Here is a 12,650-nt window from a genome sequence, read left to right as displayed (position 1 = left end):
TAGGGACTGCAGAGCGTTGGTGGGCAGCCGGGCCAGGGCACGGCTGCAGGGGGAAAGGTCTATTGCGGGGCGTCGGGCTGGGCCAGTGGCGCTGCCTGGGCAAAGGCGGGCAGGGCGCTGCAGGCTGCATCGACGGCGCTGATCAGCGGCCAGCGGGCGAGATCCACGCCAAAGCGGCGTGCGCTCTCGACCTGCGGAATCAGATAGACATCGGCCAGGCCGGGGGCCTTGCCGAAGCAGAAGCGCCCACGTGTGCCGTCCTGTGCCAGCAAGGCTTCGATGGCGTCAAAGCCGGCCGTGATCCAGGTGGCGCACCAGGCGTTGATGGCGGCCTCGTCGGCACCGAACTGCTGGCGCAGGGTCTGTAGGATGCGGCGGTTGTTGATCGGGTGCACATCACAGCCCACGATGGCCGCCAGGGCGCGCACATGGGCGCGTGCCTCGGGGTCGGTCGGCAGCAGGGCAGGCGTGGGGTAGCGCTCTTCCAGCCATTCGATGATGGCCGGCGACTGGATCAGCGTCTCTCCGCTGTCCAGCGTCAGCGCGGGCACCAGGCCTTGCGGGTTGATTTGCTTGAACGGCGCTTCGGCCTGCTCGTCCACGCGCAGATCGACAGGGAGGTAGTCGGGCGTGAGGCCCTTGAGCCTGAGGGCGATGCGCAGACGGTGCGAGGTGCCGCTGCGAAAAAAACTGTAGAGCTTCATGGTCTGTGCGCCTTACTCGGGCTGGCCCACGCTCAGTGCAATCTCGCCCACGCCTTCCACGCGGCCCGTGATCTGGTCGCCGGGCACTACTGCCCCCACGCCCTCGGGCGTACCCGTGTAGATCAGGTCGCCGGCTTGCAGGTGATAGAACAGGGACAGGTCGGCAATGATTTCGCGGATGTTCCAGATCAGCTTGTTCACATCGGACTGCTGTTTGATCTGACCGTTGACGCTCAGCTCGATCAGGCCGGACTCGATCACCTTGCCGGCCATGGGCACGATTTCGCTGGAGACGGAGGACTGCTCCACATCCTTGCCCAGATCCCAGGGGCGGCCCTTGTCGCGTGCCACCAGCTGGAGATCGCGGCGTGTCATGTCGAGGCCGCAGGCATAGCCGTAGATGTGCTCATGGGCCTGGCTGGCAGGAATGCGAAAGCCCGCTTTGCCGATGGCCACGACCAGCTCCATCTCGAAGTGGTAGTTGGCGGTTTCGGGGGGATAGGCCACGCAGGCACCCGATTCGGTCAGTGTCTGCGGGGCCTTGGTGAAGTAGAAGGGGCGCTCGACGCTTTTGTCCACGGGGCGGCCCATCTCCACCGCATGGGCGTGGTAGTTGCGGCCCACAAAGAACAGGCGGTTGACGGGCAGGCGCTGCTCGCTGCCGCGCACGGGCAGAGATTGCACGGGGGGCGGCGCCCAGAGATAGTTGGCTTGGGTCATGTGTGATTCCTGATGGGGGTATTGGTGACTAGGTGCTTGAAAAAGACACGTTCTATGTGTGAGGCAGCCAGCAAGGGCCTAGGCGGCTCCGCCGCCCCGCAGTAAAGGTTGTCGTCCCTCAAGGGGGTGACGGGCACGGGGAAGACGCAAAGCGCCTCAGAGGGTTTCTGCCCTGTACGCGTGGACGGCCTCGAAGATCGGCGTATCGGCAAAGCGGAACAGGTCCAGCTGCGGCTGGTCGGCATCGCATTGCGCGCTGAACAGCTGCCAGGAGGGCACGACGAACATGTCGCCGCGCCGCACCTGCCATTGGCGCTCGCCCACGGTCACCGTGCCCTGGCCGTCGAAGACCTGGAAGACGGCAGAGCCCACTTCGCGCTTCGGTCGGGTGCTGGCGCCGCAAGCCACGCGGTGCATTTCGCAGCGTATGGTGGGCAGCACGTCGCGGCCATTGGCGGGATTGGTGTAGCGCACGGCGGCATGGCCGGGGCTGACTGTGGCGGCATGGCCTTCGGCTTCGAGCGCCAGCTGCTCGGTCAGCGCGCGGTCGGTATCCACCCATCGGTAGGCTAGCAAAGGCGTGGTCGGGCGGTCCTGCAGATGTGCCACTGGGCTCAACCCGGGATGGCCCCAGAGGCGCTCGGAGCGCGAGAACTCGGGCGTGATGCGCTCCTGCGGGTCCAGATGCAGGCGGCCATGCTCGAAGAACTGGGATTCGGTGGTGTAAGCAAACGGAATATCCAGCCCGTCTATCCAGGCCATGGGCTGGCTGGCCGCATTGTGGTGGGCGTGCCAGTTCCAGCCGCCCTGGGGCAGGAAGTCGCCGCGCGACATGCGGATCGAGTCGCCGTTGACCACAGTCCACACGCCTTCGCCTTCGACCACAAATCGGAAGGCATGCTGGGTGTGACGGTGCTCGGGGGCATCTTCCCCGGGCATCAGGTATTGGATGGCAGCCCACAGCGTGGGCGTGGCAAAGGGACGGCCGCCCAGCGCCGGATTGGCCAGGGCAATCGCGCGGCGCTCGCCGCCCCGGCCCACGGGCACGATGCGACCGGCCTCATCAGCGAGCTTGAGCAGATTCTCCCAGCGCCACAGATGCGCGGCAGCCTGGCTTTTGGGGTGGGCGGGCATCAGGCCGCCGATCTCCGTCCACAGCGGCACCAGCATTTCCTGCTCGAAGCCTCGGTACAACTGCTCCAGCGCAGCGGTGGGTTCGGGTTGGCCGGGTGTGTTGCGGGCCGTGAGCTTGACCGGTGAGGGCTGGGCTTGCACAAGGCTCATGGTTTGTCTCTTTCTTTGGTATCTGCCGGGCAGTGCGTTGCTGCCTTGAGTCAGGCTCTGGTGGCCTTGAGTTGGGCCAGGAAAGGCTGCGAATCAAATAAACAGCACACTGATGATTAGCATAATGTTGATCTGTGTCAGCGTTGATTGGGTGAAACCCGGTAGCAGGCTTAACGCGAATCAGGGCGGCACTCGTGCGAATATCGGGGTCTTTCAGTCATGGCCCTTCAACTGCCGCGCGGCAGGGCGGGCCCGGCGTCGGCCCTCAAGACATGCAATACCAACCCGCAGAACTAGAAAACTATCCCGGCTATCACATCCGCAGGCTGCAGCAGATCGCGGTGGCCGTGTTCATGGAAGAAACCGAGGAGTTCGGCGTGACGCCCGTGCAGTACGCAGCCCTGTCGGCCGTGCTGCGTCAGCCGGGCATTGACCAGCGCACGCTGGCACGCAATATCGGCTTCGACACCTCCACCATAGGCAGCGTGATCGACCGTCTGGAAGCGCGTGGCCTGATGGCGCGCAACGCCAGCCCTGCGGACCGACGCGTGCGTTTGCTGAGCCTGACCGAAGAGGGGCGCGATCTGCTGGTCGCTGCCGAGCCTTCGGTGCTGCGTGCCCAGCGCCGCATGCTGGAGCCTCTTGCCGACGACAAACGGGCACAGTTCATGGAAATGCTGTCGCTGCTGATTCACGAGAACGACGAGTTCGCGCGCGCGCCCAGCGCAGTTGCCCAGCGCAGTGCCGAGCGCAAGCGCAGTGCGGCGGTCAAGGCGGTCAAGGGCCTCGCGGGCAACGCGCAGGACAGCGTGAACGACTGAATCACTGATCGCAAGGAAAGACATTGGACTGGGACCATCTGCGTTTTTTTGGCGAACTGGCCCGCAGCGGCAGCATGGCCGCTGCTGCGCGGCGCATGGGAGTCGAGCACACCACGGTCTCGCGGCGCATTCAGGCGCTGGAAAAGCAGCTCGGTGCCGTGCTGTTCGCGCGTGAAGGCGGGCAGTGGCGGCTGACCGAGGCCGGGCGCCAGTTGCAGGGCGTGACCAATACCATGCAAAGCGCAGTCGATGGCCTGGAGCGAGGACCGCTGGCACATGCCGCCGCCGCTGAGGGCCCGGCCGGGCTGGTGCGGGTGGGGGCCACCGAAGGCTTCGGCACGCAGATGCTGGCCTCCGAACTCGCCAGGCTCACAATGCGCTACCCGCTGCTTAGCGTGGATCTGCTGGCGCTGCCGCGCATGCTGCATCTGTCCAGCCGCGAGGCCGATATCGTCATCTCGCTGGAGCGGCCCAAGCGAGGTTCGGTGGTGGTGACCAAGCTGACCGACTACCGGCTGTATCTGTACGGCCAGCGTGAATATCTGGCGCGCAAGCCACTGGTGGCCAGAACCGAGGATCTGCGCCACCACAGCTTTGTGCACTACGTGGATGATCTGCTGTTCACACGCGAGCTGCAATTGCTGGACACCTTGCACCGGCCCGAACGTTTTGCGCTGCGCAGCACCAGCATCACCGCGCAATATGAGGCCGTGCGCGCCGGCGCCGGTCTTGCCGTGCTGCCCGCATTTGTGGCCGACAAGGACCCGATACTGAGCCGTGTATTGCCCGAGCAGGCATGTTTTACGCGCACTTTCTGGATGAGCATGCCCGTGGAGTCGCGCCAGATTCCACGCATAGCCACGACCTGGAGCTTTCTGCGCGACGCCGTGCAAGGCATGCAGAAGCTGCTGCTGCCGGACTCATGAATATTTGATAGCGCCTTTCGCTTGATGGTATCGGGGTTGAGCGGTATTTGATGTTGAATATCGATGCGAGACAGATGCAGTTCGGCATTGCTGCATTGACGTTTTGCAGTCCAGGGTCGTGGCTAGTCATGACGCATGGTTTGCATGCCTATACTGGGCCTGGCGGATTGCACCGATCCCGTCTGCATCTGCTGCATCAGGAGCGCTGAGCGATTCCCGGCAGTGCGGACGCGCACCGATCTCGGTGTGCTGTTTTTTTGAAAGCCCAACATGATTGTCACCACCACTCCCTCCATCGAAGGCAAGCGCATCACCCGTTATTGCGGCGTGGTGGCGGGCGAGGCCATTCTGGGCGCCAATGTGTTCAAGGACTTCTTTGCCGGCATCCGCGATATCGTGGGCGGGCGTTCGGGAACCTACGAGCGCGAGTTGCAGAAGGCGCGCGAGATTGCCCTCAGGGAACTGGAGCAGCGTGCTGCCGAGGCCGGAGCCAATGCCGTGGTCGGCGTGGATCTTGATTTTGAGGTGCTGGGCCAGGGCAACGGCATGCTCATGGTCTCGGCCAGCGGCACGGCTGTCGTGGTGGAATAGGCGGCCTGGGCCTGAGCCTGCTGGATGGCTGCAAACCTGTTCCATGTGCAATTGCACATTTTTGGACCACTTCGAAATTTGTAGCGAAAAGTCGTTGTAGAATTCGACCCATCGTAGGGGAGTCGCCAAGCTGGTTAAGGCACTGGATTTTGATTCCAGCATGCGAAGGTTCGAATCCTTCTTCCCCTGCCAAAATTCAAAACCCTGCTCATCACCGTGAGCAGGGTTTTTTTGTTTGCGGGCCAAGCGATGTGTGCTGTGCGTTGGTAGCGAGCCCCGAGTTTGTGGCCTCTGCCTTGGGCATGCAGGTGCGTCTTCCGGTGGGCGACTGCACTGCCGGGTACAGGGTTGCAACGATTGAGGGCAGCCGTGTTGTCTGGCGGAGTCGTGAATGAGAGAAAACGACGCGTAGGCTCAATGAATCGCCTAGGGTAAGTACTTACCATTTGCAGATAGTTGTGCTAAACCAGCCAAACTTACCGAGCGATTTCGCCGTATCGTCGGTGGTTTGAATGGGTGCGGGAAAACAGCCGGTAGACTCTTCGCTCTTTTGTGTCGCTGTTATTCAATGAGCGCTCCCGGGTCTTTGTGAACGAGCTGGAATGCTCGCTGCAGAAGCCTGACTTTGGCAGTAATCCCGGCTGAAGGTATCGCAGCGCGCTCTTGCCCTGGCCACAAGCACAGGCAAGTGCAGATAGGTTGAATTTCTTGCCTGGATGAAACAAATGTATACAGATTTGCCATCTGAAAAGACAAGCTCGCTACCAAACTGGGTTAGCTGACACAATCACTGGCAGTTGGGTGCAGTTGATGCTCGCGCCAAGCGTTTGGCCGATAGCAAACAGGAACACAAGCCACTTGGCAAATGAATGACTGCAGTTGCTGGCAGAGAGTTCTTGGGGATGAGTGTCTGGCGCAGCGTTTGCGTAAGAGCACGGCAAGATTTGGATAGACAAGGTATGGAATATCGACTGGATGAAACGGACCGCCAGCTGCTGCGCCTGCTGCAGACCAATGCGCGCGCCTCGACCGCGCACTTGGCCCGGCAGATGAATCTGGCACGCACCACGGTGGTCGCCCGCATCGCCAAGCTGGAGCAGGAAGGCGTGATCGCCGGGTATGGCGTTCGCCTTGGCTCTCGCATGGAGCAGTCCGCCGTGCGTGCCTACTGCGGCATCCGTGTCCAGCCCAAGACGGCCACTTCGGTGATGCAGGCACTCAACCGCTTCACCGAGGTGGAAGAGGTGTCGGCCGTTAGCGGACAGTACGACTACATGGTGTTTGTGCGCTGCGAGAGCAATGAAAAACTGGATGCGCTGCTAGACCGCATCGGCCTGATCGACGGTATCCAGCAGACCTATACCTCGGTGGTGCTGAGCCGCAAGATCGACCGCCGCACTACGGCCGAGGTGGTCGGTGAGACTTCGGCCCCCTGAATTCATCAGGCGCCTCATGCAAAAACGCCCGGTCTATGCCGGGCGTTTTTGCATGAGGCGGGAAGATGGGAGCAGGGGGCTCATGCCTCTTCGTCCCGTTTTTTTTGACTTCCAGCCGCTCTCAGTCCACAAAGACCTTGGGTGCACCTGCTTCCATGCGCCCAATCACGGCGGCATCGGCAAACCCGCTATCGGCAAAGACCTTGAGCACCTGCTGCACGGCATCGGCGGTACAGGAAACCAGCAGGCCGCCGGAGGTCTGAGGGTCGGTCAGCAGCGCCTTCTGGGCATCGCTCAGGGACGAAGCCAGCTGGACATGTTCTCCATAAGACGCCCAGTTGCGTCCCGAAGCGCCCGTGAAAATGCCCTGCTCTGCAAGCGCCTGGACACCCGGGAGCACAGGCAGCCGGGCGCTGTCAATGCGTGCGCTGAGCTGGGCGCCACGGGCCAGTTCCAGGCCGTGGCCCAGCAGGCCGAAGCCCGTCACATCGGTCAGCGCGTGCACGCCGTCAAGCTTGGCAAGTTCGGTGCCGGGGCGGTTGAGCTTGGTGGTTGCATCCACCATGGCGCGGTAGCCTGCATCGTCGAGCAAGTTCTTCTTGAGCGCCGCCGAGAGAATGCCCACGCCCAGGGGCTTGCCCAGAATCAGCACATCGCCATCCTTGGCATCGGCATTGCGCTTCATCTGCCTGGGGTTGACGATGCCGATGCCGACCAGGCCGTAGATGGGCTCGACCGAATCAATCGAGTGGCCGCCCGCCAGCGGAATGCCGGCGTCGCGGCAGACCGATTCGCCGCCTTCGAGAATCTTGGCAATGACATCGTGGGGCAAGACATTGATGGGCATGCCCACAATGGCCAGCGCCATCAGCGGCGTGCCGCCCATGGCGTAGATATCGGACAGCGCGTTGGTGGCGGCAATTCGGCCAAAGTCATAGGGGTCGTCGACGATGGGCATGAAAAAGTCCGTCGTCGCCACGATGGCCTGCTCGTCATTGATCTTGTAGACGGCGGCATCGTCTGCGGTTTCCGTGCCTACCAGCAGGTCGGGGAAAAACTGCTTGGGCAGATTGCTTTTGGCCAGCAGCTCCGACAGCACGCCGGGCGCAATCTTGCAGCCACAGCCGCCGCCGTGAGACAGAGAGGTCAGGCGCGGGGTCGCGGGGGAGGCGGTTTCTTGAGTGGTATTCATATCAATCCAGACGGCAAGCAGCTCCGATGTTGCTGCGGTGACGGTAGCGATGTTTGTGCTCGGTCAGAAGTTCATCCTGAACGCACAGTAGGCTCTCATTATTGACTGCCCGGGGTGTGGATCTGCCGTCTTGTGGTCGATTCCATCGGAGATCTGCTCGGGCGAGGCATGAAGAAGGTGCGGTGGTGTGCCTGGAGACGTGAAATATGTTTTCAACTATTCAATGTTTTAAATATGAGGTAAATAATTGAGATTATGTTTCTTCGATTTTTATTATTGAATGTTTACTTTGAAAATATATATGAGAAATGATTCTGATATTGATATGCTAATTTTCTTCTTGTGATTGAAAAATCCTAATTGATTTTTCATTGAATTAAGATTATCTAATAGATAAAATATATCAATTCATTGTATTTGATAGTTTATTAGTAATGTAATTGAATGTGAAGTGGGAGGCAGTGGCTGCCTGTAATAAGGTTTTGCTTATGTTTTCATTTACAATCAGCCGATTGGATTTCAGTGCGTCTTGAGTCCAAAAGAACGAGGATTTATCTTGGACTCAGCCCCGTCTTCTGGTGCGATCTCTGCGCCACGTAGTTCACTTTCCGTCACCTTTGCGGTATGGAACGCACTTTTCCTGCGCGAAGCGGTCGCGCGTCTGAGCGCCACGCGCGGCGCCTGGGTACTCATTGTGTTGGAGCCTGTCTTGCACACATGCTTCATGTTGCTTCTGTACACAGTGTTGCGTGCTCGCACAGTGGCTGGGGCTGACGTTGCTGTCTGGCTGGCGCTCGGCCTGACCGGCTATTTCACAGTGCAAAACGTGTTTCAGCGGTCAATGGGGGCGGTCGATGCTAATAAGGCGTTGTTTGCTTACCGACAGGTGCGTCCTATCGACACCGTCATTGTTCGTGCAGCGCTTGAAACACTGATGGGCCTAATTATATTAACGGTTTTGTTGGTGGTTTTGGCATTTTTTGGTCGATCAGTTATTCCTGAGGCTCCTATGGAGTCACTACTTGCATTTATTGGATTGATTTCTTGCGCACTTGGGATAGGGCTTATTCTATCGGTTTTTAGCGATTTGATTCCGGAAGTTGCAAATCTAGTGAGTTTCTTGTTTCGACCTCTTTATTTGCTATCGGGTGTTATTTTTCCACTTTCTGCAATACCTATAAAATTCAGGGAATGGGCCTTTTTAAATCCGTTTGCACATGGCTTAGAGCTCTTAAGAAGCAGCTTTTTTCCAAATTATCATGCTGCCCCCGAGGCTAATTTTAATTATCTCTACAGCTTTGCTGTTATTTCGGTATTTCTAGGACTCGCGCTGCAAGTACGTTTTTCTCAACGGTTGAGAGCACAATGATAATTGTTAATGACGTGCATAAACGCTATCAGACACCACATGGGGCTGGGCGTTGGATACTCAAAGGTGTCAATATCACCATTCCTTCCAAGGTTAGTGTAGGTTTGGTGGGGCGCAATGGCGCGGGCAAATCGACGTTGCTCAATCTGATTGGAGGAGTCGACACACCCACGCGCGGTGTAGTTGAGCGGCGCAGCAGGGTCTCCTGGCCTATGGGCTATGGCGGTGGGCTGCAAGGCTCGTTGACCGGACGCCAGAATGCCAAATTTGTCTGCCGTTTACATGGGTTCGGCGACGCATGTGCCATGACGGATAGGATTGGCTATATTGAAAAATTTGCTGAGTTGGGCTCATCCTTTGATGAGCCCGTTCGTACTTATTCTTCGGGCATGAAGTCTCGCCTGCAGTTCGGACTATCTCTGGCATTTGATTTTGATGTGTATATTTCGGATGAAGCCACTTCGGCCGGGGATGCTTCATTTCGAAAGAAAGCATCTGATGCATTCAAGCGTATTGCGGATCGCTCCGGGCTCATTATGGTGTCGCACAGCAACGGCACCTTACGCGAGTTTTGTCAAGCCGGTATTTGGCTGCATGAAGGCCAAGCCTATTGGTTCGACAGTATTGAAGATGCTTTACAGAATTACAAAGACAGTATTTCCAAATGACCGATTTCTTTAAAAGAAAATGCCTTAAGGGCTATTGCCAAGCCATATGGCGGATGAAGGCTCTTGCCATTGCATTGTGCGTATCTGTATTGGCGATTATCTATTGGGGGTTTATTGCTTCTGATCGATATGTGTCTGAAGCCCGTGTGCTGATTCAACGTACTGACATGGCTGCATCGCAGGCCATGGATTTCAGCGCGCTGCTGGCCGGTGGCGATGGAATCTCGCGTGCAGATCAGATGCTGCTGCGCGATAGATTGCTATCTGTCGATATGCTGCTGCAACTGGATAAAGACCTGAACCTGCGCGAGCACTACAGCAGCCATGATCACGACATTCTTTCGCGCATGTTCTTCCATGATGCGTCTCTGGAATTTTTTCACCGGCACTTTCTCTCGCGCATCAGTGTGGAATATGACGAATATGCCGGTGTACTGGTCATTCAGGCCCAGGCCTACGACGCAGAAATGGCCAAGAAGATCACCAGCGCACTGGTACATGAAGGCGAGCGTTACATGAATACACTGGGCCACCAGTTGGCCCAGGAGCAGGTGAACTTTCTGGAAAAGCAGGTCAAGGAGCGTGGTGAGCATGCGCTGAACGCGCGTCAGCGCGTGCTGGCCTTCCAGAATGCCAAGGGACTGATCTCGCCACAGTCTGCTGCCGAAAATCTGGCCGGTGTGGTCAACAAGCTGGATGAGCAGTTGACCGAACTTAGCGCGCGCAAGACTGCGTTGCTGGGCTATCTGGCTCCTACCGCTCCCGCGGTTGTAGAGGTCGATCTGTAGATACAGGCCGTGGAAAAGCAGATCAAGACAGAAAAGGCCCGATTGACCAGTGCCAAGGGGCAGTCGCTGAACAAGACGGTAGAAGAGTACCAGCGCCTGGAGCTGGAGGCCCAGTTTCAGCAGGATGCCTATAAGAGCGCTCTGGTGGCGCTGGAAAAAGGCCGGGTGGAAGCAACGCGTACTCTGAAGAAGGTGCTGGTGCTGCAAAGCCCGTCGATGCCTGAATACCCCCTGCGCCCCCGTCGCCTCTATAACATCGCCACCTTTATTCTGGGGTCCTTGCTGCTGGCCGGGCTGGTGCAATTGCTGGCATCCATCGTACGCGATCACCGCGACTGATTGTTCTGAATTTTTCGAGTCTCATCATGCAATGTTTTATCGCGCGTACCTGTATCAGTTCGGCAGTCGCGGTGCTGCTGACTGGTTTGGTACCGGCTCTGGCCCAGACCCAGACCTCTCAAGCCCGGTCCAGCCAAGATACATCGGCATCCAGTATTGATCCTTTCCAGATCAATCAGGCGCTGGGGCTGGTTCCTTCTGGTGGATCTAGCGATGCTTCGGTAAGTCGCTCTGGTGCTGCCGTCCCCATGCAGTCCCCTGTGTTGCCGCAAGCCCCACAGACCGCTGATTACACGGCCAACCTCAATAGCGATGTCTTTGGGGCGAACCTGTTTACCGGCAACTTTGCGCGCGCCGGGGCAACGCAGTTCAACCCCGACTATCTGGTAGCAGTCGGCGACCGCGTTCATCTGCGCCTCTGGGGCGGCTATACCTTTGACAGCGTGGCTTCTGTTGACCCGCAGGGCAATATCTTCCTGCCCCAGGTCGGGCCTATCAAGGTATTGGGTATTGCCAACAAGAATCTGCAGCTGCAGGTAGAGGCTGCTGTGCGGCGCGTGTTCCGCGCCAATGTCTACAGCTATGCCAGCCTGGCCGCCGCCCAGCCGGTGCGCATTTTTGTGGGCGGCAATGTCATGCGCCCGGGCCTGTACAACGGCACCAGCATGGACAGCTTGTTGAACTATCTGGACCAGGCGGGTGGCATTGACCCGGAGCGGGGCAGCTTTTTGACTGTGCAGGTCAAGCGCGGCAACTCCGTGCGTGGCACTTTCAATCTCTATGACTTTTTGCTCAAAGGGCAGTTGCCGCTGCTGCAGCTCAATGATGGAGATGTGATTTTTGTCCCCCCCATTGCCAACCGGGTGCGGGTATCGGGCCTTGTGAATAACGCCAAGCGCTTTGAGTTTGCCCAGGGCTCTGAGACTGTTGCCCAGTTGATGCAACTGGCCAAGCCACAGGCTCAGGCCACGCATGTGCGTATTGCTCGCAATACCGGAACCGTGAAGAACACCGAGTACTACCCGCTGCAGGAAGCCAATACTTTAGTGCTGCAAAACGGCGATGAACTCGAATTCACTGCGGACAAGAAGCCCGGCACCATTACCGTGCGCGTCGAAGGCGAGCATATGAATTCGCAGGAGTATGTGCTGCCCTATGGCACACGCCTGGGGGCGCTGATGCAGAGCATTCAGACCTCGGCAGACGCCGAGCCTGAAAGCATCCAGCTCTTCCGCCAGAGCGTCAAGGATCGCCAGAAAGAGATGCTCGCTACCAGCTTGCGCAGCCTGGAAACGGCACTGCTCACCGCTCGCAGTGGCAGCAGCGAAGAAGCCAGACTTCGTAAAGATGAAGCTGACCTGACCCTGCAATGGGTGGAGCGTGCCAAGAAGGTGGAGCCCACCGGGCAGGTGCAGATTGCCCAGGCGGCACAGCGCGACAACATGCTGCTGGAAAACGGCGATGTCATTCGAATACCGCGCAAGGATGGACTGGTGCTGGTCAGTGGTGAAGTTCTCTTTCCCAATGCCGTGGCATTCGATGGCTCTTTGAGCCTCAAGGACTATATCGATCGAGCAGGCGGCTTTACCCAGACTGCAGATGCGGCTCGCGTCGTTGTCGCACACCGAGATGGCGCGTTTGAGCAGGTGGATACCGGCAAGCTTTTTGAGAATACCCGACTCAAGGCGGGCGATCAGGTGCTGGTATTGCCCAAGGTGGATGAGAAAAAACGCCAGTTCTGGAAGGACATCACTCAGATCATGTACCAGATCGCGATTGGCGCGAAAGTCGTGTTTGGCTTGTAAATTAATA

At 58.4% G+C, this 12,650-nt stretch carries 13 protein-coding genes and 1 tRNA gene; 10 read left to right on the top strand and 4 right to left on the bottom strand.

Going from position 1 to position 12,650, the window contains the following annotated elements; genetic code table 11:
- Nucleotides 1-59: 59 nt before the first annotated feature.
- The 3 genes from maiA to O987_RS16115 all read right to left on the bottom strand — a co-directional run bounded on the left by maiA (nucleotide 60) and on the right by O987_RS16115 (nucleotide 2,708).
- Nucleotides 60-704, bottom strand: a complete 645-nt coding sequence (maiA, locus tag O987_RS16125) for a maleylacetoacetate isomerase (RefSeq protein WP_043373447.1) — start codon at nucleotides 702-704, stop codon at nucleotides 60-62.
- Nucleotides 705-716: 12 nt separating this feature from the next.
- Nucleotides 717-1,424: a fumarylacetoacetate hydrolase family protein gene (locus tag O987_RS16120; RefSeq protein ID WP_043373445.1), complete on the bottom strand. Its 708-nt coding sequence runs from the start codon at nucleotides 1,422-1,424 to the stop codon at nucleotides 717-719.
- 156 nt (nucleotides 1,425-1,580) lie between these two features.
- Nucleotides 1,581-2,708, bottom strand: a complete 1,128-nt coding sequence (locus tag O987_RS16115) for a cupin domain-containing protein (protein ID WP_043373443.1) — start codon at nucleotides 2,706-2,708, stop codon at nucleotides 1,581-1,583.
- Between the two features lie 272 nt (nucleotides 2,709-2,980).
- Here O987_RS16115 and O987_RS16110 point away from each other — a divergent pair, with 272 nt between their 5' ends.
- From O987_RS16110 to O987_RS16090, 5 genes are all read left to right on the top strand, one after another.
- Complete coding sequence (locus tag O987_RS16110; protein WP_043373441.1) at nucleotides 2,981-3,529, top strand: MarR family winged helix-turn-helix transcriptional regulator; 549 nt, start codon at nucleotides 2,981-2,983, stop codon at nucleotides 3,527-3,529.
- A 23-nt stretch (nucleotides 3,530-3,552) separates the two neighbouring features.
- Entirely contained in the window at nucleotides 3,553-4,455 is a 903-nt protein-coding gene (locus O987_RS16105; RefSeq protein ID WP_043373439.1) for a LysR family transcriptional regulator, read from the top strand.
- A 270-nt stretch (nucleotides 4,456-4,725) separates the two neighbouring features.
- Complete coding sequence (locus tag O987_RS16100; protein ID WP_043373436.1) at nucleotides 4,726-5,046, top strand: heavy metal-binding domain-containing protein; 321 nt, start codon at nucleotides 4,726-4,728, stop codon at nucleotides 5,044-5,046.
- Nucleotides 5,047-5,161: 115 nt separating this feature from the next.
- Nucleotides 5,162-5,238 (top strand) — tRNA-Gln (locus tag O987_RS16095).
- Between the two features lie 767 nt (nucleotides 5,239-6,005).
- The gene (locus tag O987_RS16090; protein ID WP_043003769.1) at nucleotides 6,006-6,482 is read left to right on the top strand and encodes an Lrp/AsnC family transcriptional regulator; all 477 of its coding nucleotides are present in this window, start codon (nucleotides 6,006-6,008) and stop codon (nucleotides 6,480-6,482) included.
- A gap of 121 nt (nucleotides 6,483-6,603) precedes the next feature.
- On the opposite strand, the gene selD is transcribed toward O987_RS16090, so the two are convergent.
- On the bottom strand, nucleotides 6,604-7,674 hold the full coding sequence (selD, locus tag O987_RS16085; protein WP_043373434.1) for a selenide, water dikinase SelD: 1,071 nt from the start codon (nucleotides 7,672-7,674) through the stop codon (nucleotides 6,604-6,606).
- A 556-nt stretch (nucleotides 7,675-8,230) separates the two neighbouring features.
- Between selD and O987_RS28210 the strand changes: the two genes are divergently transcribed.
- The 5 genes from O987_RS28210 to O987_RS16070 are packed head-to-tail and all read left to right on the top strand — an operon-like array spanning nucleotide 8,231 to nucleotide 12,643.
- Nucleotides 8,231-9,043: an ABC transporter permease gene (locus tag O987_RS28210; RefSeq protein ID WP_235214163.1), complete on the top strand. Its 813-nt coding sequence runs from the start codon at nucleotides 8,231-8,233 to the stop codon at nucleotides 9,041-9,043.
- A complete protein-coding gene (locus O987_RS16080) occupies nucleotides 9,040-9,711 on the top strand; it encodes an ABC transporter ATP-binding protein (RefSeq protein ID WP_043373431.1) in 672 nt (223 codons plus the stop codon). The genes O987_RS28210 and O987_RS16080 overlap by 4 nt, the downstream gene beginning before the upstream one ends.
- The gene (locus O987_RS16075; RefSeq protein WP_235214162.1) at nucleotides 9,708-10,499 is read left to right on the top strand and encodes a hypothetical protein; all 792 of its coding nucleotides are present in this window, start codon (nucleotides 9,708-9,710) and stop codon (nucleotides 10,497-10,499) included. The genes O987_RS16080 and O987_RS16075 overlap by 4 nt, the downstream gene beginning before the upstream one ends.
- A gap of 9 nt (nucleotides 10,500-10,508) precedes the next feature.
- Nucleotides 10,509-10,838 (top strand): hypothetical protein, encoded by a 330-nt coding sequence (locus O987_RS29515; RefSeq protein ID WP_235214161.1) that lies wholly within the window; start codon nucleotides 10,509-10,511, stop codon nucleotides 10,836-10,838.
- Nucleotides 10,839-10,864: 26 nt separating this feature from the next.
- Nucleotides 10,865-12,643, top strand: a complete 1,779-nt coding sequence (locus tag O987_RS16070) for a polysaccharide biosynthesis/export family protein (protein WP_043373430.1) — start codon at nucleotides 10,865-10,867, stop codon at nucleotides 12,641-12,643.
- Nucleotides 12,644-12,650: the final 7 nt, after the last annotated feature.

Source organism: Comamonas testosteroni TK102 (assembly GCF_000739375.1).
In the GTDB taxonomy this organism is placed as follows: domain Bacteria; phylum Pseudomonadota; class Gammaproteobacteria; order Burkholderiales; family Burkholderiaceae_C; genus Comamonas; species Comamonas brasiliensis.
Note: the sequence above shows the minus strand (reverse complement) of the source record. Positions and strands in the feature narration are given on the sequence as shown.

Excerpts from the sequence above, each read along its gene's own strand:
- maiA (WP_043373447.1), bottom strand. The coding sequence starts at position 704 with ATGAAGCTCTACAGTTTTTTTCGCAGCGGCACCTCGCACCGTCTGCGC.
- O987_RS16075 (WP_235214162.1), top strand. The coding sequence starts at position 9,708 with ATGACCGATTTCTTTAAAAGAAAATGCCTTAAGGGCTATTGCCAAGCC.
- O987_RS16080 (WP_043373431.1), top strand. The coding sequence starts at position 9,040 with ATGATAATTGTTAATGACGTGCATAAACGCTATCAGACACCACATGGG.
- O987_RS16115 (WP_043373443.1), bottom strand. The coding sequence starts at position 2,708 with ATGAGCCTTGTGCAAGCCCAGCCCTCACCGGTCAAGCTCACGGCCCGC.
- selD (WP_043373434.1), bottom strand. The coding sequence starts at position 7,674 with ATGAATACCACTCAAGAAACCGCCTCCCCCGCGACCCCGCGCCTGACC.
- O987_RS16100 (WP_043373436.1), top strand. The coding sequence starts at position 4,726 with ATGATTGTCACCACCACTCCCTCCATCGAAGGCAAGCGCATCACCCGT.
- O987_RS16090 (WP_043003769.1), top strand. The coding sequence starts at position 6,006 with ATGGAATATCGACTGGATGAAACGGACCGCCAGCTGCTGCGCCTGCTG.
- O987_RS16120 (WP_043373445.1), bottom strand. The coding sequence starts at position 1,424 with ATGACCCAAGCCAACTATCTCTGGGCGCCGCCCCCCGTGCAATCTCTG.
- O987_RS16070 (WP_043373430.1), top strand. The coding sequence starts at position 10,865 with ATGCAATGTTTTATCGCGCGTACCTGTATCAGTTCGGCAGTCGCGGTG.
- O987_RS16110 (WP_043373441.1), top strand. The coding sequence starts at position 2,981 with ATGCAATACCAACCCGCAGAACTAGAAAACTATCCCGGCTATCACATC.